Origin of the sequence: Streptomyces sp. BBFR102, assembly GCF_051397025.1 — a bacterium.
GTDB lineage: Bacteria > Actinomycetota > Actinomycetes > Streptomycetales > Streptomycetaceae > Streptomyces.
Map to the genome: position 1 here is coordinate 3,187,990 of NZ_CP195757.1, position 16,388 is coordinate 3,204,377.

Annotated in this window: 19 protein-coding genes; 12 read left to right on the forward strand and 7 right to left on the reverse strand. The window is 74.2% G+C overall.

The genetic code is table 11. The annotated features are described in order from the left end of the window. The first annotated feature begins 96 nt into the window (after positions 1-96). A complete protein-coding gene (locus ACSLIC_RS14115; protein WP_436738030.1) occupies positions 97-375 on the forward strand; it encodes a hypothetical protein in 279 nt (92 codons plus the stop codon). Between the two features lie 84 nt (positions 376-459). On the opposite strand, the gene ACSLIC_RS14120 is transcribed toward ACSLIC_RS14115, so the two are convergent. Then, positions 460-1,065 carry a hypothetical protein gene (locus tag ACSLIC_RS14120; protein ID WP_436738031.1) on the reverse strand — a complete coding sequence of 202 codons (606 nt, stop codon included), beginning with the start codon at positions 1,063-1,065 and terminating at the stop codon, positions 460-462. A gap of 122 nt (positions 1,066-1,187) precedes the next feature. Here ACSLIC_RS14120 and ACSLIC_RS14125 point away from each other — a divergent pair, with 122 nt between their 5' ends. From ACSLIC_RS14125 to ACSLIC_RS14140, 4 genes are all read left to right on the forward strand, one after another. Beyond that, positions 1,188-2,015, forward strand: coding sequence for a DUF5753 domain-containing protein (locus tag ACSLIC_RS14125; RefSeq protein WP_436738032.1), 828 nt, complete (start codon positions 1,188-1,190; stop codon positions 2,013-2,015). Beyond that, entirely contained in the window at positions 2,012-2,218 is a 207-nt protein-coding gene (locus ACSLIC_RS14130; RefSeq protein WP_436738033.1) for a DUF397 domain-containing protein, read from the forward strand. The genes ACSLIC_RS14125 and ACSLIC_RS14130 overlap by 4 nt, the downstream gene beginning before the upstream one ends. A gap of 81 nt (positions 2,219-2,299) precedes the next feature. Continuing rightward, positions 2,300-2,506, forward strand: coding sequence for a DUF397 domain-containing protein (locus ACSLIC_RS14135; RefSeq protein ID WP_436738034.1), 207 nt, complete (start codon positions 2,300-2,302; stop codon positions 2,504-2,506). A 300-nt stretch (positions 2,507-2,806) separates the two neighbouring features. Continuing rightward, a complete protein-coding gene (locus ACSLIC_RS14140; RefSeq protein WP_436738035.1) occupies positions 2,807-3,556 on the forward strand; it encodes a hypothetical protein in 750 nt (249 codons plus the stop codon). 147 nt (positions 3,557-3,703) lie between these two features. Here ACSLIC_RS14140 and ACSLIC_RS14145 read toward each other — a convergent pair whose 3' ends face one another. From ACSLIC_RS14145 to ACSLIC_RS14155, 3 genes are all read right to left on the reverse strand, one after another. Continuing rightward, positions 3,704-4,246: an AAA family ATPase gene (locus ACSLIC_RS14145; protein ID WP_436738036.1), complete on the reverse strand. Its 543-nt coding sequence runs from the start codon at positions 4,244-4,246 to the stop codon at positions 3,704-3,706. 172 nt (positions 4,247-4,418) lie between these two features. Further along, a complete protein-coding gene (locus ACSLIC_RS14150; RefSeq protein ID WP_436738037.1) occupies positions 4,419-4,928 on the reverse strand; it encodes a GNAT family N-acetyltransferase in 510 nt (169 codons plus the stop codon). Positions 4,929-4,972: 44 nt separating this feature from the next. After that, complete coding sequence (locus ACSLIC_RS14155; protein ID WP_436738038.1) at positions 4,973-5,566, reverse strand: TetR/AcrR family transcriptional regulator; 594 nt, start codon at positions 5,564-5,566, stop codon at positions 4,973-4,975. 158 nt (positions 5,567-5,724) lie between these two features. Here ACSLIC_RS14155 and ACSLIC_RS14160 point away from each other — a divergent pair, with 158 nt between their 5' ends. The 4 genes from ACSLIC_RS14160 (at position 5,725) to ACSLIC_RS14175 (ending at position 8,514) form a co-directional block, all read left to right on the forward strand. Then, positions 5,725-6,573 carry a class I SAM-dependent methyltransferase gene (locus ACSLIC_RS14160; RefSeq protein ID WP_436738039.1) on the forward strand — a complete coding sequence of 283 codons (849 nt, stop codon included), beginning with the start codon at positions 5,725-5,727 and terminating at the stop codon, positions 6,571-6,573. Between the two features lie 241 nt (positions 6,574-6,814). Beyond that, entirely contained in the window at positions 6,815-7,018 is a 204-nt protein-coding gene (locus ACSLIC_RS14165) for a cold-shock protein (protein ID WP_436738040.1), read from the forward strand. Between the two features lie 314 nt (positions 7,019-7,332). Next, positions 7,333-7,701 carry a hypothetical protein gene (locus tag ACSLIC_RS14170; RefSeq protein ID WP_436738041.1) on the forward strand — a complete coding sequence of 123 codons (369 nt, stop codon included), beginning with the start codon at positions 7,333-7,335 and terminating at the stop codon, positions 7,699-7,701. Between the two features lie 111 nt (positions 7,702-7,812). After that, complete coding sequence (locus ACSLIC_RS14175) at positions 7,813-8,514, forward strand: type 1 glutamine amidotransferase domain-containing protein (protein ID WP_436738042.1); 702 nt, start codon at positions 7,813-7,815, stop codon at positions 8,512-8,514. A 27-nt stretch (positions 8,515-8,541) separates the two neighbouring features. On the opposite strand, the gene ACSLIC_RS14180 is transcribed toward ACSLIC_RS14175, so the two are convergent. From ACSLIC_RS14180 to ACSLIC_RS14190, 3 genes are all read right to left on the reverse strand, one after another. Next, positions 8,542-8,994 (reverse strand): DUF1992 domain-containing protein, encoded by a 453-nt coding sequence (locus ACSLIC_RS14180; protein ID WP_436738043.1) that lies wholly within the window; start codon positions 8,992-8,994, stop codon positions 8,542-8,544. 107 nt (positions 8,995-9,101) lie between these two features. Next, positions 9,102-10,088 (reverse strand): CHAD domain-containing protein, encoded by a 987-nt coding sequence (locus ACSLIC_RS14185; protein ID WP_436738044.1) that lies wholly within the window; start codon positions 10,086-10,088, stop codon positions 9,102-9,104. Then, positions 10,072-12,300 carry an RNA degradosome polyphosphate kinase gene (locus ACSLIC_RS14190; RefSeq protein ID WP_436738045.1) on the reverse strand — a complete coding sequence of 743 codons (2,229 nt, stop codon included), beginning with the start codon at positions 12,298-12,300 and terminating at the stop codon, positions 10,072-10,074. The genes ACSLIC_RS14185 and ACSLIC_RS14190 overlap by 17 nt, the downstream gene beginning before the upstream one ends. Positions 12,301-12,855: 555 nt before the next feature. Here ACSLIC_RS14190 and ACSLIC_RS14195 point away from each other — a divergent pair. The 3 genes from ACSLIC_RS14195 (at position 12,856) to ACSLIC_RS14205 (ending at position 16,315) form a co-directional block, all read left to right on the forward strand. Continuing rightward, a complete protein-coding gene (locus ACSLIC_RS14195; RefSeq protein ID WP_436738046.1) occupies positions 12,856-13,206 on the forward strand; it encodes a hypothetical protein in 351 nt (116 codons plus the stop codon). A 188-nt stretch (positions 13,207-13,394) separates the two neighbouring features. After that, positions 13,395-14,114 carry an ABC transporter ATP-binding protein gene (locus ACSLIC_RS14200; RefSeq protein ID WP_436738047.1) on the forward strand — a complete coding sequence of 240 codons (720 nt, stop codon included), beginning with the start codon at positions 13,395-13,397 and terminating at the stop codon, positions 14,112-14,114. Further along, on the forward strand, positions 14,111-16,315 hold the full coding sequence (locus ACSLIC_RS14205; protein WP_436738048.1) for an ABC transporter permease: 2,205 nt from the start codon (positions 14,111-14,113) through the stop codon (positions 16,313-16,315). Before ACSLIC_RS14200 ends, ACSLIC_RS14205 begins: the two co-directional genes overlap by 4 nt. Positions 16,316-16,388 lie beyond the last annotated feature (73 nt).

Below are 16,388 nucleotides of genomic sequence, written 5' to 3' on the forward strand. Positions count from 1 at the left end.
CCCCGGGGGCGGGCGGCGACGGGTTCACCCGAACGGGCGGGGTGCGGGCGGGCGGCGCCGCCGGGGGCCGACGCTTCGCCCGACGCCGCCCGCGCGGTGGTCCGGTCCGCCGGACGCGTCCTCGCCGGCCTCCCCGAGGGAGCCCCCGAGGCGGTACGGGCCCGGCTGCTCGCCCCCGTCGCGGTGGAGCCACGGGGCGACGCCCTCGCCGAAGGGGCCCTGCCGCACGCGGCCGACCCGCCCGCCCCCGAGCCGTGGCGCCGCCGTGTCGAACAGGCCGCCACCCTCGCCGGTGCGCCCCGCCTCGCCGCCCGCGCGGCCACCGAACTCGCTCGGCCGACGGCCGACAGGCGGGCGCGGCACGCGGGTTGCTGACCTTCGGCCCGGTCGCGACCTACCTGGCCGAGGCGCGGGCGGCGGCGGGCGCGTAGGCCCGCGCGCGGCCCGGGGCCGGGTGGCTCACCCCGCCTCGGAGGCCGCCTCCGGCTCCCAGCGGGCGAGGCAGGCCCGGAGCACGTCCGGCGGCACCTCGTAGACCTCGCACAGGCGGGCGAGGGACATGCCCTCGCGGTGCTGCGCGAGGATCTGCTCGCGCTTCCACTCCAGATGGCGGACCCAGGCGGACAAGGCTGCTCCTTCACAGGTGACACAGTGCGCGTACGGCGGAACACACGGAGAGACCTCGATGCCCGGCACGTTCCAGGGCTGCGGCGAGGCGGGCACGCGGAACGCCACCCGGTCGAACGCCATCACCCACGGCCCGTACCCCTCCAACTGCAACCGCCGCCCCCCGGCCCGGGTGTGCCCACAGGCCAGCACCCGCCGGTACTCCCCGGCGACCGACACCCGATCCCCCTCCCGCACCGTCTCCGGCGTGACGAGCCGCGCCACACACCCCGCCACCGCCCGGGGATCGGAGGCACCCGGATAGGTCTGCAACTCCCTCTCCGGAACCAGGAACTCCCGATCCCCGAGCGGCACCGCCGCGACCCTGCGCAAGGCACCCTCCACATCCAGCAGCACGAGCTGACGACGGGTACGGGGGTGCCAGACGACAAGAGACATGGGGGTACCTACTCACCGGGGGGCGGTTTCTCTCCGTGAGCCCTCAGACTCACCCAGTGATGGCTAGGCTGGCCAGCGAAACGTGGACCAACTCCCCGGTGGCACAGAGGGGGCATATGCCCATGAGTACGCGCGCGAAGGAACTCGACCCGGCGGGTTCGAACAAGAAGCTGTTCGGAGCGAGACTCCGCCGGATGCGGGCAGCCCGAGGTTGGAGCCTTGACTACCTCGTCACCAAGATCCCGATGAGCAAGTCCCAACTGGCCCGGGTCGAACGGGGCGAGTATCTGGCCCCGGAGAAGATCCCCGCGCTTCTGGACGACCTGTTCGGGACGGACGAGCTGTTCGCGGAGCTGTACGTGCTGGCCTGCCGGGAAGCTGTCCAGGATCAGTACCAGCGCCGGATGGAGTACGAGGCGCTGGCGGTGTCCATCAAGGAGTACGCGGGCGCCCTCATACCGGGTCTGCTCCAGACCGACGACTACGCGCGCGCCCTCTTCGCGGCGGGCCGACCGGGCGACCTCGCTTGGCAGGAGGAGCAACTGGCCGTCCGCAAGCAACGGCAGGCACGGCTCTACGGGCAGAATCCGCCGCACCTCTCGGTGCTCCTGGACGAGTCATCGATCGCGCGTCCGATCGGTGGGCCGGAGGTGATGAAACGGCAGTTGGAGTTCCTGGTGAGCATGGTGGAGACTCCTACGTGCGTCATTCAGCTCCTGCCGTATGGCCATGGCGAGCACAACTTGCTTGGTGGCTCGCTGAGTCTCTTCACCTTGCCGGAAGGGAACTCCATGGCTTACGAGGAGTCGATTGGTAGCGGAACCCTCTTGGAGGCGCCCGCCGAGGTGCAGAAGCGCATGCTTCGTTGGGAACGTCTCTGGGGATGCGCGCTGTCACCCACCGAGACTGCCAAGTTCATGCACGATGTGATGGAGGCACTGCCCCAATGATCCCTGTCCCCGGTCACGGTTGGACCAAGTCGTCCTACAGCAACACCGATGGTGGCGGGTGTGTGGAGTGGGCCGCTGCACACGCTGCCAACTTCGGTCAGGTCCCCGTCCGGGACAGCAAGGACATCGCCCTCCAGGGCTTCACGGTGGCAGCCCCGGCCTGGGCGGCGTTCGTGGACTATGCCAAGTCCGTGCGCCTCTGAATTCCCCTTACGCGGCGCCCTGTTCACCGGGAGAATCCGAGTCGTAGCGCTATGCGCCTGTGCGAGTTGGAGGTACTGCCGATGACGAAACCCACGGACCCTGGTTGGGGCAAGTCGTCCTACAGCAACGGTAGTGGCGGGGGCTGCGTCGAATGGGCCGCCGCCCACGCGGCGGCCTTCGGTGAGGTCCCGGTGCGGGACAGCAAGGACGTCGGCCGGCCGGGCTTCACGGTCGGGGTCCGGGCGTGGTCCGCGTTCGTGGACCACGCCAAGGGCGTGCGCCCCTGAGTCAGGGGCGCGGGTGGCCTCGCCCGGGGCCACCCCGAGCAGTCGTCGTGCGCCCTCCCGTCCGAGACGGAGCCAAGCCGCCCCACGGCGGAACGGGCGGCGGCGCCCACGTCGAGCGGAACGCCGCTCGCGCGGCCACCGCCCGCGCCTGGGCGCCCTTCGACGCGTGCGCGGGAACCGGGCACGTCCGAGCACCGGCCCCGCCCTCCCTCAGGACCCGGCGCGCACACCGGTGTTGCGGGCGGGTCACGATGCGCGGGCGCGGCCCGGTGGGTGGGGATGTGCCGCGAGGATGTGCGGGTGGCGATAGCGGAGTTGGTGCTCAAGTACCTGGACGCGCTGGTGTGGCCGGTGGTCACGCTGGCCCTGGTGTGGATGGTGCGGGCGCAGATCCAGCAGGCGTTCGGGCGGCTCACGCGGGTGGAGACCCCGGCCGGGACGCTGGAGTTCGAGGCGGCGGCGCGGGCCGTGCGGGACGAGGCCGACGACCTGCGCGCGCCGGTCGGGGAGCCTGAGCGGACACTGTCCGCCTCGGTCGAGTCGACCTCCGCCGACTGGTGGCCGGAGGATCTGGACGAGGAGCCCCCGCCGGACGAGGAGGACACCCTTCCCGATCCGAGGGAGCGTCCCAACGAGCCTCCATCAGGGGGCGGGTGGGGTGGCTGGAGTGGAGGCGGCGACCACCTTGTCCGGTCAACGCCCCCGCCCCCGCGCCGGCCGGACCCCTTCCAGGAGGCGCTGGAGCTGGCGGCCGACGCGCCCGTGCGCGCGGTGGCCCACGCCTGGGCGAGCCTGGTGGAGTGCGCCGTGGACGTACTGGGAGCCCGGGGCTACCCGCTCGGCCCCCAGCCGCGCGGCCACAGTTCGGAGCAGATCCGGGCGTGGCTGGCGGGACTGGGGCTGCCCGCCGAGGGGCAAGCCCTCCACGCCCGGCTGCAAGCCCTGTGGAATCAGGCGTTCCAGCAACCGGAGGCGGTCACCCCGACAGCGGCCCGCGACTACGTCCGGGGCTGCCGCTCCCTGGCCGCCGAGGTTCGCGCACTCGCCTGACCCCACGGGGCCCGTGTCGCGGGGCCCCGGCCCGCCCGCGCCTCCGGTTCCGGCGGCGGGCGGGCCCGCCGCCCCTTCGCCGAAGGATGCTCGGCCCTCAACTACCAGCGCGGCCAAGGGGCGTGGCCTTCGGGGCCGGCCGTGCCCCTACCGGTACAGCCCCTCCCCGTGCGGCCATATCCGTGCCGCGGCGACCTCCGCGACGAGGTCCGGGGGTAGCTCGGCGGTGTCGATGACCTCGGCCTCGCGGTACAGCCAGGGAAGGGCCTGCTGGTAGCGGGGGAGGTGGTCCAGGCGCCACCGGCGGCCGGCGGCGCCGCCGGGATCGGGGTCGGTGGCGATCCGGTGGGCCAGGGTGTCCTGGTCGGCGTGGAGCAGGAAGTGGTGGACCGGGATTCCGGCTGCGGCCAGACCCGCGCGGATCTCCTGCCAGTACTGCTCGACGAGTACCGTCTGCGGGACGACCAGCGTGCCCCCGGCGTGGTCCAGGACCTGCCGCGCGGTCTCCACGACCAGGCCGCGCCAGGGCGGCACGTCCTGGAAGTCCCCTTCCGGCGCCCCCAGGACGTGCCCCAGCAGTTCCCCGACCCGCTCGGCGTCGAAGATCCGCGAGTCGCGTATCCGGGTGGTCAACTCCCCGGCCGTGGTGGTCTTTCCTGCCCCGAACGTGCCATTCAGCCAGATGATCACCCGCCGACTTTACGTGCCCTTGGGGTGGCAGGGGGAGGCCGTGGCGGCGGCTTGGCGGAGATCGGACCCCGGCCTCCCCGTCCGGGGACCGGGTCGGTGTGCCGGAGCGGCGCGGGGGCCCGGGGCGTAGGGGCCCGCCCGCGTCGGCGGAGGCGTCGGACGGGGGCGGGCCTCAAGCGGAGGGGGCGGCCGGGCGTGCGTCGGGCGGGCCCAACTCCAGTACGCCCACCGTCTCGTCGCCGCTCGTCTCCCCGGTCGCCCGGAACCCGAGCCCCAGGTAGAAGCCCTCGGGTCCGTCCTCGCCCGGGTGCCAGGTGGCGGTCAGCCGGGTGCCGCCGCGGCGGCGGATCTCGGCGGCCACCGACTCGACGGCGAAGCGGCCGTAGCCCCGGCCCTGCTCGCCGGCGGCGATGTTGAGCCGCCAAAGTCCCGAGCGGAGGTCGGTGCCCGTGCCGTCGCCGGTGAAGTCGATGTCGAGGAAGGCCATGAGGAAGCCGACCGGCCGCTCGCCGTCGAGGATCAGGCGGGGCCAGGCCGCGTCCGGGTGCACGTACGCCTCGGCCAGGGACTTCACCACCGGCGCCACCAGGTGCTCCTGGTCGGGGCGGACCCGCACGCCGATCGCGGTCTCGAAGTTGGCGGCGGTGACCGGTTCCAGGCGGGGGCGGGGTGAAGGGGGCATGCGAGAACCGTAAGCGTGCGGGTCAAGCGGTTTTCGGGCCGACGTCAGGCGGCGGTGTCCCCGAGCAGCAGGCCGATGAGCCGGGCCAGCGCCGGCTCGGGGTCCGGGGCGCCCGGCCAGTCGGTCATCAGGAGGTGGTGGGCGGTGCCGACGAGGCAGAGGGCGGCGGTGTCGGGGTCGGTGGCGGCGGGGAACCTGCCGAGGCTCTGTTCCGCCCGGAGGTAGGCGGTGATCGCCTCCTGGATCGCGGTGAAGCCGGGGGCGCCCGCCTCCATGGCCGCGCGGAAGCGCTGGGCGGCGCCGGGGCGGGTCAGGGCCAGGCCGGAGACGGCGGGGCCGCCGGAGCCGAAGAGCGCGTCGGTGACGGTGGCGAGGTGGCCGGCGACCGTACCGGTTCCGGCCAGCGGCGGCAGGGCGCGGGCCCTCGCGGCGCTGCGGGCGAAGCGGTCGAGGCAGAGCGCGGCCACGAACGCGTCCATCCCGGCGAAGTGCGTGTGCAGCAGCCCCTTGGAGCAGCCCGCCTCCGTGGTGACTGCCCGGCTGGTGAGGGCGCCGGGGCCGTCCCGGACGACGACGCGTTCGGCGGCGGCGAAGAGCAGTTCGTTCACGTCCGGTGTCGCGACTCCCCGGGGTGACATGGCCTCTCCTCAGCTCGCCGTCGGTCGGCTCGATCCGCCACCCGCCGATCGGGCGGCCTGGGGAGCGTAACGGAGATTGCCGTTTTGGGCATGCGCCCATATTCTTTGGGCGCTTGCCCATTCCGAGTTCCGCAGCGCGCCACGCGAGGGAGTCCGTCGTGCCCGAGATCGTCAACGCCGAACAGTCGCAAGCCTGGAACGGGCCGGAAGGCGTCCACTGGGCCGCCCACCAGGACCGCTGGAACGCCGTCAACGACGGCTTCAACGAGCCGCTGCTCGACGCCGCCCGCATCACCGGGACCGACCACGTCCTCGACATCGGCTGCGGCACCGGCCGCACCACCCGGCTGGCCGCGCTCCGCGCATCCCGGGGCCACGCCCTCGGCCTGGACCTCTCCGCCCCCATGCTCGCGGAGGCACGCGCCCGCGCCACCGGGGAAGGGGTCGCGAACGCCTCCTTCGTCCAGGGGGACGCGCAGACCCACCCGTTCGGGCCCGGTGCCTTCGACGCCGCGATCAGCCGGTACGGCGTGATGTTCTTCGCCGACCCGGTCGCCGCCTTCGCCCGGATCGGCACCGCCCTGCGCCCCGGCGGCCGGCTCGCCTTCGTCTGCCCGGCGGAGGCCGGACGCAACGGCTGGGTCGCGGCCATGGCCTCGCTGCGCGGCGTCCTGCCGCTCGGCGGCTTCGGGCGCGCGGGCACCCCCGGCATGTTCTCCCTGGCCGAGCCGGACCGCCTCCGCCGGCTCCTCGCCGAGGCCGGCTGGAGCGCCGTCGGCGTCGAGCGGGTGGAGGCGTACGGGCGCTGGGGCCGGGACGCGGGCGACGCGGCGGACTTCCTGCTCGCCACCGGGCCCGGCCGCCACCTGGCGGGCCAGGTCCCGGCCGCGGAGCTGGCCCGCGCCCGTACGGTCCTGCGCGAGCACCTGCGCGACCACGAGGCGGCGGACGGCACGGGCGTACGGCTGCTCAGCACGTCGTGGCTGGTCACGGCGGAGCGGCCCTGACCGGCCGCCGTCCCGGGCGCGGGCCCCGGAGCCGCGCGGGACTCCGGCGAGCGGTTCGCGGGCGACCCGTGGCGCGGCGCAGCGCCCGGTTTCCCGGCGCGGGGCGCCCTTGTCGGCTACCTTTGCGGGCAGCAGTCATGGTTCCGGTGTACCGCTTGCCAGCAGTCGAAGGACCAGGGCGATCACCTCACACCCGAGGGGCTCGCGCAGTGCGGGTCCCGTCCTCGATCAGGGAGCAGACATGGCCACCGGCACCGTGAAGTGGTTCAACAGCGAAAAGGGCTACGGCTTCATCGAGCAGGACGGCGGCGGCGCCGACGTCTTCGCCCACTACTCGAACATCCAGTCGAACGGCTTCCGTGAGCTGGTCGAGGGCCAGAAGGTCGAGTTCGACGTCACGCAGGGCCAGAAGGGCCCGCAGGCGGAGAACATCAGGCTCATCTGACGCCGCGCGTCGGAAGGCGCCCCGCACCGGCTCACACGTCCGGTGCGGGGCGCCTTCCGCTGTCCGGGCCCACCGGCCCGGCTCTCCCGGCCAGGGTGGACCGGCCGGGTGCCAGGCCGTCGCCGGGCGCGACCGGGGGGCCGTCGCCGCCCGGGCGCGAGTACGTGGAGACCGCCGGCAGCCGCACCCTCATCCCGATCGACCAGCCGGGTCAACGCCTGGGCCATTTGCGGGAGTTACCTGCCCGCGCCGCGCCCTGGGCCGGGTACCGGCGCGTACCATGCGGGAAAAACGGCACAGGGGGGAGTCGTTCGATGAGCGGCTGGATGTGGTGGGGCCTGGCGTTCATGCTGCTGGGCGGGGGAAGCTGGATCGGGGAGAGCGTGCGGAGCACCCTCAGGGGGCGGCACACCCGCAAGCTGGAACTCCAGCGCGCCGAGACCGAGCGGCAGCGCGCCCTGGACGCGGCGAGCCGCCCGCCGGAGCCCGTCTGCGGCTGCACGCACCACCTCGCCAAACACGACAAGCGGGGCAGCTGCCACGAGCGCGTCCAGGCCCCGGTCGAGTGGGACGTCGACCGCAAGCCGGTCAGGTTCGAGGAGCGCCCCTGCAACTGCCAGCAGTACGTCGGGCCCGAACCGCTGGGCACGGTCTACGCGCCGGAGATCACCGACCAGGGCTGAACGTTCCGCCCGCCCGCCGCGGCGCGGGGCGGGGGCGGGGCGTTGCGGGGGTTCTGTGCGGGTATGCGCCTGCTGGTACGCAGTCGAGCCCGAGAAGGAGACAGGAACCCCATGGCCACCACCCCGACCCGCCGCATCCTGATCGTCGTCACCAGCGCCGGGGAGTACGAGAGCGTCGGCTACCGCACGGGCCTGTGGCTCGGCGAGCTGACCCACTTCCACGACGTCGCCGAGCGGGCCGGGTTCGACCTGACCATCGCCAGCGTCGACGGCGGTCGCGTCCCGCTCGACCCCGAGAGCCTGGCCCACGACGTCCTCGCCGACCGGGGCACCGCCCGGCGCTACGCCGACCGGGAGTTCATGAACCTGCTGGAAGAGACCGTCGCCGTCGCCGACGTACGCCCGGACGGGTACGACGCGATCTACCTGGCCGGGGGGCACGGCACCCTGTTCGACTTCCCGCGCAGCAAGGCGCTCGGCGAGCTGATCGCCGCGTTCCACGACGGCGGGCGGATCGTCTCGGCCGTCTGCCACGGCCCGTGCGGGCTGCTGGAGGTCACGCTCGCCGACGGTGCGCCGCTGCTGCGCGGTCGCGAGGTCACCGGGTTCTCCTGGCCCGAGGAGGAGCTGGCGCAGCGCGCGGACGCCGTGCCGTTCAGCCTGGAGGAGCGGCTGCGCGCGGTGGGCGCCTCCTACCGCGCCGCCGAGGAGCCCTTCGCGCCGTACGTGGTGGAGGACGGGCGGCTCATCACCGGGCAGAACCCGGCCAGCGCGGCGCCCGTGGCCGAGGCGGTGGTGCGGGCTCTGCGGTGAGCCCCGCCCGGCGGGGCGTCGGGCGGGTCAGTCCCGCCCGGCCGCCCCTGGCCGCCTGCGCGCCGCCTTCCGCGCCTGGCGCCATTCCCGCACCACCTCGTCCACCTTGAACCGGGGGATGCCCAGCGGCGGGCCGGGCGGCGGCATCAGGTGCAGGTCGGTGATCCGCTTGTTCAGCTCGGCGATCCGGCGGCGCACCTCCGCCTCGTCCTCGATCCGGGCCAGCACGGCGGGCAGCTCCTCGGCGTCCCGGCGGCACACCGCCACCAGCGAGTGCGAGGCGTCGGCCTGCTCCTGCCCGAGCCCCTCCCGCTTCATCTTCGCCTTGACCCACCACAGCGCGTCGTACTCGATCTCGTTCCCCGGCAGCGGCTTCCCCCGCCCAGGCAGCTCCGCGAACTCCCCACGCCGCTCGGCCTGCCGGATCTGATGATCCACCCAGTCCTCGTACGAGACGTCCGCCGGTTTCCGCTCGGTCATGGCTCCAGGGTCGCAGGGGGCGGGGCGGGGCTCAAGGGGGACGGCTCGTGTCGCTCGGGGCGGGGCGTGGGGGCGGGGTCCGCCCCGCCGCTACTCACCCCCCACCCTCACCCCACCTCCACCGCCTCCCCGGCCCAGGCCCGCTGGAAGGCGTAGCGGGCGGCTTCGACCTCGTGGCGCTGGTCGGCGTGGAGGACGCCGAGGGCGTAGCCGGTGGTGGGGGCGATGCGGGGGGTGGCGGCGGCACAGGCGGCCTCGTGGGCGGCCTCGGCGGCGTCGCGGTGGTGGTCGAGGGCGCGGCGGGCGGCGGCGACGCGGGGGTCGGGGCCGAGGTCGGGGGCGACGACCTCCTGGGCGTAACGGTGCAGGCGCAGCAGTAGGCGGACCTGGTGCCAGGGCGTGTCCTGCCCGTCCGGCACCGGTACGGCGAGGGCCAGCGCGTCGGCGTTGTACGGGTGGCCGGCGCGGTGCAGCGGCAGGGCGGCGACGGCGTCGGCGAGGCGGCGGGCGGCGGCCTGGGCGAGGGCGTCGGCCCCGGCGCGGCCGGGCACGTCCGGGGCGAGGGGCACCTCGCCGCCGAGCAGCGCGATCTCGTCGACGAGGGCGTGCAGCCGGGCCGAGGCGAACGCCGTCAGGCACGCCGAGTGGGCGCGGGTCCGGGCGAGGGTGAGCCGGCGCTCCAGCAGCGCGCCGGCCTTGGCGGCTCCTATGCCGGGGCCGCCCCGGCGGGGCGCGGCCGGGCCCGAGAGGCGGTGGAGCGAGGCGAGCAGCCGGGTCAGGCGGGCCGCCACCAGGTACTCGTCGGCGAGGACGCCGCCGAGCCAGGTCAGCTCGGGCCGCAGCCGGTCGGCCCACTCCCGGTCCAGCAGCGGGCGGAAGGTGTGCAGGGTGGCGCCGAGGCGGCGCGCCGAGCGGCCCAGCGCGCGGGCCGCCTCCCTGGCCTCCTGCGGGTCCTGGGCGGCCTCGGTGTGGTGGCGCAGGGCCCGCAGGAAGGCCGCGGCCTCGGCGCGCAGGGCGGTGGCGACGGGGGCCGCCGCCCCGGCGGGGCCGGGGGCCTGCCCGGGCGGGCGCACCGGCTCAGGGACTCGGGGCACGTCGGCGCCTCCGCGCGTCGATGAGCATTTCCTGTACGGGGCGCAGCGGCCTGCCGTCGGCGTCGTGGCTGTGGCGGGTCCACTCGCCGTCGGCGTCCAGGTGCCAGGAGCTGGTGGTGTCGGCCATGCCGGTCTCCAGCAGCCGGTCGAGGGTGGCGCGGTGGACCGGGTCGGTGACGCGGACCAGGGCCTCGATGCGCCGGTCGAGGTTGCGGTGCATCATGTCGGCGCTGCCGATCCACACCTCGGGCTCGTCGCCGTTGCCGAAGACGAAGACCCGGGAGTGCTCCAGGAACCGGCCGAGCACCGACCGCACCCGGATGTTCTCGGAGAGCCCGGGCACCCCGGGCCGCAGCGCGCAGATCCCGCGCACCCACACGTCGACCGGCACCCCGGCCATGCTCGCCCGGTACAGCGCGTCGACCACCGCCTCGTCCACCATCGAGTTGACCTTGATGCGGACGTACGCCTCGCGGCCCGCCCGGTGGTGCTCGATCTCCTGGTGGATACGGGCGACCAGCCCGGCCCGCAGCGAGTGCGGGGCGACCAGCAGGCGGCGGTAGCTCTCGCGGCGGGAGTAGCCGGAGAGCCGGTTGAAGAGGTCGGAGAGGTCGGCGCCGACCTGCGGGTCGACGGTGAGCAGCCCGAGGTCCTCGTAGAGCCGGGCCGTCTTCGGGTGGTAGTTGCCGGTGCCCACGTGCGAGTAGCGGCGCAGGAGTTCGCCCTCCTGGCGGACGACCAGCGACAGCTTGCAGTGGGTCTTCAGGCCGACCAGTCCGTAGACGACGTGGCAGCCCGACTCCTCCAGTTTGCGGGCCCACTTGATGTTGGCCTGCTCGTCGAAGCGGGCCTTGATCTCGACCAGGACGAGGACCTGCTTGCCGGACTCGGCCGCGTCGATCAGCGCGTCGACTATCGGCGAGTCGCCCGAGGTCCGGTACAGCGTCTGCTTGATGGCCAGCACGTCCGGGTCCGCCGCCGCCTGCTCCAGGAACGCCTGCACGGAGGTGGAGAACGAGTCGTACGGGTGGTGCAGCAGCACGTCCCGCTCGCGGACCGCCGCGAAGATGTCCGGCGCGGAGGCCGACTCGACCTCGGCGAGGTCGCGGTGGGTGCGCGCCACGAACTTCCGGTACTTCAGCTCCGGCCGGTCCAGGCCGGCGATGCCGAAGAGGCCGGTGAGGTCGAGCGGGCCCGGCAGCGGATAGACCTCGGCGTCGCTGATCTTCAGCTCCCGGACCAGCAGGTCCAGCACGTACGGGTCGATCGACTCCTCGACCTCCAGCCGGACCGGCGGCCCGAAGCGGCGGCGCATGAGTTCCTTCTCCAGCGCCTGGAGGAGGTTCTCCGCGTCGTCCTCCTCGACCTCCAGATCCTCGTTCCGGGTGAGCCGGAACATGTGGTGCGCCAGCACCTCCATCCCCGGGAACAGCTCCTCCAGGTGCGCCGCGATCACGTCCTCGATGGGCACGTACCGCTCCGGCGACGCCTCCAGGAACCGCGACAGCAGCGGCGGCACCTTCACCCGCGCGAAGTGCCGGTGGCCGCTGACCGGGTTCCGGACGACCACGGCGAGGTTGAGCGACAGGCCCGAGATATACGGGAAGGGGTGCGCCGGGTCGACCGCGAGCGGGGTCAGTACGGGGAAGATCTGCTGCCGGAACAGGGTGAACAGACGGGCCTGCTCCTCCTCCGCCAGCTCCGCCCAGCGCACCAGGTGCACGCCTTCGTCGGCCAGGGCCGGGGCGATGTCCTGCTGGTAGCAGGCGGCGTGGCGGGCCATCAGCTCGCGCGAGCGCGCCCAGATCATCTCCAGCACCTCGCGCGGCTGGAGCCCCGAGGCCGACCTGGTCGCCACCCCCGTGGCGATGCGGCGCTTGAGCCCCGCGACCCGGACCATGAAGAACTCGTCCAGGTTCGAGGCGAAGATCGCCAGGAAGTTGGCGCGCTCCAGCAGCGGCGTGTACGGGTCCTCGGCCAGCTCCAGCACCCGCTCGTTGAAGGCGAGCCAGCTGCGTTCCCGGTCCAGGAAGCGCCCCTCGGGCAGCTCCGCCGCGCCGTCGCCCGCGTAGTCGTCCGGGTCCGAGTCGAGATCGGGCTCCAGGGGGGCGGTCGACGGCCGGTGCGGGGAGCCGGGGGAGGCGCGCGGGGCCCGGGGCGCCCGAGAACCCTGCTCCAGCGGGTCGGGGGTCTCTCCTGGAGTACGCAGCATGGCCCCATTCTTCCCGTTCGCGGGGTCCTGGGGCGCGTCGGAAGGGACGGAAGCCAGCCTCAAGGGTGGCTTCCGCCCGGGCTCGGGCACTACGGGCTGCATGGCGCGAGCGTGCCAAGGGTTGCTGAATCAGGGGTTACGGGGACGTGGCGCGCGGGGTGTGCGGGGGCACCCTTTTGGGTGGGGCGGGCCGGGGGCTTCGGGGGCGGCGGGGCTGTGCGGTGCCCGGCTTCTGCGCGGGCTTTCGGGTGGCGGGGTTGTGCACGCCGGGAAGGGCGGAGTGTGCAGAGGGAAAAGATCAAGCCATATGGGAGGGCGGCCGGCTTCGGTTGCGCGGGCTTCCGCATGGTCGCGGGGGCCCTTGGCCGGTGCGGGGGGATCGGGTGGGCGGTACTTCCGGTTCGCGGAGTGGAGCCGGGCGGGGCGGGGATGATCTTCGGTCACAAGATCAAAAAGGTGGTGACCTTCGCGTGACGGCGGTGTCGAATGTGTGTCGTGCCCATGGCGACCATGTGAAGCCGGGCGCTGGTCACTTCACATAACGAGGGGAATCACATGAACAAGAAGACCGTTCTTCGTGCCGCGGGTCTCGCACTCGGCGCCGGGGCGATGCTCGCCTCGGCGCCCGCGTTCGCGCTGAGCGCCACCACGACCGGTTCGAAGCTGACGACCAGCTCCGACGAGGGCCACAAGATCGCCCGGGTGTACGACACCTCCGCGGACAGCCGCTCCGCCAAGGGGGAGTACGAGCGCCAGGCCAGCCCGAACACGATCAAGAACCTCTGGAACAAGAGCGGCAACGGCACCGTCGTCAAGAGCGCGACGGGCAGCAAGATAGCCAAGGGCCGTGCGTGCCGGCAGGAGCAGGCCGCCCCGGACAGCTGCGGCGCCTGGAAGTTCAACTGAGGCTCCGCTGTGGAGCGTGAGGCCGTCTGAAGCGGTCCGTGCCCGGGGAGCCCGCCCCACGTGGCCCGAGGCGAGCCGATCGCGAGAGGCGGTCGGCTCGCCTGCGTGGCGCTGTCCCTGTCCGTGACCACGCCCCTCCGCCCGTTCGCCCTCACGGCCCACTGGAACCGTAGAGAAGAGAGACCCCCATGGCTCCGACGCCACCGCCACCCCCCGACGCGCCCGCCCTCCAGGTTCGCGGGCTGAGATACGCGATCGGGGGGCGCGCCCTTCTGGAGGACGCGGAACTCGTGGTGGCCGATGGGGAGTCGGTCGCGGTCACCGGGCCCAGCGGCAGCGGGAAGAGCACGTTCCTGTCCTGCCTGCTCGGGCTGGTGCGGCCTCAGGGCGGGGAGGTCCTGGTGGCGGGGACGGACATCGCCCGGTTGAAGGGGCGCGGGCTCGCCGAGCATCGCCGGGCGCACCTCGGCATGGTGTTCCAGTTCGGCGAACTGCTGCCGGAGCTGACGCCGTTGGAGAACGTGGCGCTGGCCGCCCTGCTCTCCGGCGTGGCCCGGGACGAGGCGTACGGCAGGGCGTCGGAGCTGCTCGGGGAACTGGGCGTGCCGCACGGCACCACCGCGACCGCCGACCTGTCGGGCGGCGAGCGCCAGCGGACCTCGCTGGCCCGCGCCCTGGTCAACCGGCCGCGTGTGCTGCTCGCCGACGAGCCGACCGGGGCGCTCGACGCCGCGACCCGGGACGACGTCGCGGACCTGCTGTTCTCGGCGCCGAGCCGCTGGCAGTGCGCGCTGGTGGTGGTCACCCACGACCATGCCGTCGCCCGCCGCGCGAGCCGGCACGTCGAGCTGGCGGAAGGGCGGCTCGTACCCGTCGGCGCCGGGGCCGTACGGGGTGACGCCCGGTGAGGCGGACGGCGCCGCCGCTGTGGCGGCAGCTCCTGCGGATCGGGCGGGCGGCGGGGCGTGGTGCGCGGGGCGGGCGGCTGCGGTTCGTGGCGCTGCTGTGCGCCACCGCCGCGCTCTGTCTCGGCCTGACCTCCGTGGTGGCGGGTTTCGCCACCTACGACGGCCGCGAACTGCGCGGCGCCGACCGCGCGCCGGTCTTCCTCCCGCGCGGGGAGGGCGGGGACGAGGGGGACGTGGGAGCCCGTTGGCGGCAGATGTTCGACACCGCCGGGGGGCTTCAGCACGACGTCATCACCATCGAGCCGGGCGGCGCGGACGCCCCGTTGCCGCCCGGGGTGCGTGCGTGGCCCGGACCGGGGCAGGCGGTGCTCTCCCCGGCCCTGCGCGCGGCGCTGGCCGAGGAGGGCTCGACCGACCGGTACGGCGAGGTCGTGGGGGTCATCGGGGAGGAGGGGCTGTCCGTCCCCGGGGAGCGGCTGGCCTACGTCCGCGCCCCCGAAGGAGCGGTGGCGCCCGGGACCCTGTGGGACATCGCCGGATACGGGTCCGGGAGCGTCGCCACGGTCGGGGACCAGATCCGGGTGCAGTCCCTGACGACGTTCACCGTGGCCGTCGTGGGACTGACCCTGTTGCCCGCCGGTGCCCTCGTGGTGATCGCCGCGCGGTCGGGTGCCGCCGCCCGTGACCGCCGTACCGCTCTGCTCGGCGCCCTGGGGGCCGGGCGGCGGGCCCGCGCCCTGGTCGACCTCGGCGAGGCGGCGGTGCCGGTGGCGCTGGGCGCGCTGTTCGGGGCCGTCCTGGTGTTCTGCGCGCAGTGGGGCGACGTGACCGTCCCCGTCGTCGACTTCACCCTCGCCGCCGCCGACCTCCGGCGTTGGGGACCACAGCTCTACGGTGCGGTCGTGGCCGCCGCGTTCCTCGTCCTGGCGGCCGTGGTGCTCCTGCACCGGGCACCCGCGCGAACCGGAGGCACCCGGCCCGCCCCCCGTGCCGGGCGGGTCTCGCGGGTGGCGGTCTGGCTCTGCCCGGTCTTCCTGGTGGTGGGGACGAGGGGCCCGGGTCTCGCGGACCCCCAGGGCACTTCCCCCCTGCTGTTCCTGGGGCTCTACTCGGTGGGGGTCCTGGGCACCCTGGCGACCCTGCCGGCGGTCGTCTCCCTGCTCGTCCGGTGGGCCGGGCACGGCCTGGTGCGCTTCGGGAACCGCCGAGGCCGCCCCGGGCCCCTGATCGCCGGGCGGTGGAACATCGCCCAACCAGGCGTGTGCGCCCGGATGGTGGCCGGCGTGATCATCGCCATCGGGCTGGTGAGCCAGGTCCAGCTCTGGTCCAGCCGGCTCAACGAGCCGATGGTGGAAGCCCGTTCGGTCGCGGCCCGGGTCGGCCAGAGCCTCCTGGTCGTCGGTGATCCGCTGCCGAAGGACCCGGCCCCGCTGGACGGCTTCCTCGGGGCCCTCCCGCCGGGGGTGCACGCGCTCGGCCTGCACCTGCCCCAGGAGGACGGGGACCGGCTCTTCCTGCGGGGCCCCTGTGCCGCCCTGGCGGCGGTGGGCGCCCCGTGCGGAGGGGACTCCGGGGGGCGGCCGGACGAACGGCTCCGGGAGCTGGACACCTGGTACGCCTCCGGTCAGGGGACGACGCGACTCCAGGAGGGCCCGGTGACCGGCCGTTCCGCACCGCCCGACCAGATCGTGCTGGTGGGGGAGGGTGGCGGTGACCTGCCGGTGGCCGAGGTCAAGAAGGCGTACTACCAGCACATGGCGGGCCCGTCGGTCTCCGAGCTGAGCGGGGAGTGGCTGGTCGGGGCGGCGGAGCTGGAGAAGCCCGCGATCTGGGTGATGTTCCTGGGCCTGGTCGGCGTCGTCTTCCTGACCGTCGCCGCGGGCCTCAACAACCTGGGCGACTTCCTCGGGTTCAGCCGCTCCGTGGCGCCGGTCAGTGTGCTCACCGGCAGCCGCGGGGTCTTCGCCGCGACGGCCTGGTGGACCATCGGCCTGCCCCTCGCGCTGGCCGCGCTCCTGGGCGCGGGGGCGGCCGTCTGGCTCGGGACGCCCCTCACCGGCCCCGGCGGCGGCGCCACCCAGTCGTGGCCGGTCCTGTTCGGCACCCTGGCCGCCGTCGAGTTCCTGGCCCTCCTCTTCTGGGCCTGGGCCGGCGCCACCGCCGCCCGCGAGGCGACGAGATGGCGCCCCCGCGCGGACTGACCCCACCCCCGCCCAGGACCCGGCCCCCGCCGACAGCTCGACACTGTTGGCGAATCCCGGGCCTGAACGTGAC

Coding starts and splice junctions, on each gene's coding strand:
- ACSLIC_RS14165 (WP_436738040.1), top strand. CDS start 6,815: ATGGCCACCGGCACCGTGAAGTGGTTCAACAGCGAAAAGGGCTACGGC.
- ACSLIC_RS14155 (WP_436738038.1), bottom strand. CDS start 5,566: ATGTCACCCCGGGGAGTCGCGACACCGGACGTGAACGAACTGCTCTTC.
- ACSLIC_RS14190 (WP_436738045.1), bottom strand. CDS start 12,300: ATGCTGCGTACTCCAGGAGAGACCCCCGACCCGCTGGAGCAGGGTTCT.
- ACSLIC_RS14180 (WP_436738043.1), bottom strand. CDS start 8,994: ATGACCGAGCGGAAACCGGCGGACGTCTCGTACGAGGACTGGGTGGAT.
- ACSLIC_RS14125 (WP_436738032.1), top strand. CDS start 1,188: ATGAGTACGCGCGCGAAGGAACTCGACCCGGCGGGTTCGAACAAGAAG.
- ACSLIC_RS14175 (WP_436738042.1), top strand. CDS start 7,813: ATGGCCACCACCCCGACCCGCCGCATCCTGATCGTCGTCACCAGCGCC.
- ACSLIC_RS14200 (WP_436738047.1), top strand. CDS start 13,395: ATGGCTCCGACGCCACCGCCACCCCCCGACGCGCCCGCCCTCCAGGTT.
- ACSLIC_RS14120 (WP_436738031.1), bottom strand. CDS start 1,065: ATGTCTCTTGTCGTCTGGCACCCCCGTACCCGTCGTCAGCTCGTGCTG.
- ACSLIC_RS14130 (WP_436738033.1), top strand. CDS start 2,012: ATGATCCCTGTCCCCGGTCACGGTTGGACCAAGTCGTCCTACAGCAAC.
- ACSLIC_RS14195 (WP_436738046.1), top strand. CDS start 12,856: ATGAACAAGAAGACCGTTCTTCGTGCCGCGGGTCTCGCACTCGGCGCC.
- ACSLIC_RS14135 (WP_436738034.1), top strand. CDS start 2,300: ATGACGAAACCCACGGACCCTGGTTGGGGCAAGTCGTCCTACAGCAAC.
- ACSLIC_RS14150 (WP_436738037.1), bottom strand. CDS start 4,928: ATGCCCCCTTCACCCCGCCCCCGCCTGGAACCGGTCACCGCCGCCAAC.
- ACSLIC_RS14170 (WP_436738041.1), top strand. CDS start 7,333: ATGAGCGGCTGGATGTGGTGGGGCCTGGCGTTCATGCTGCTGGGCGGG.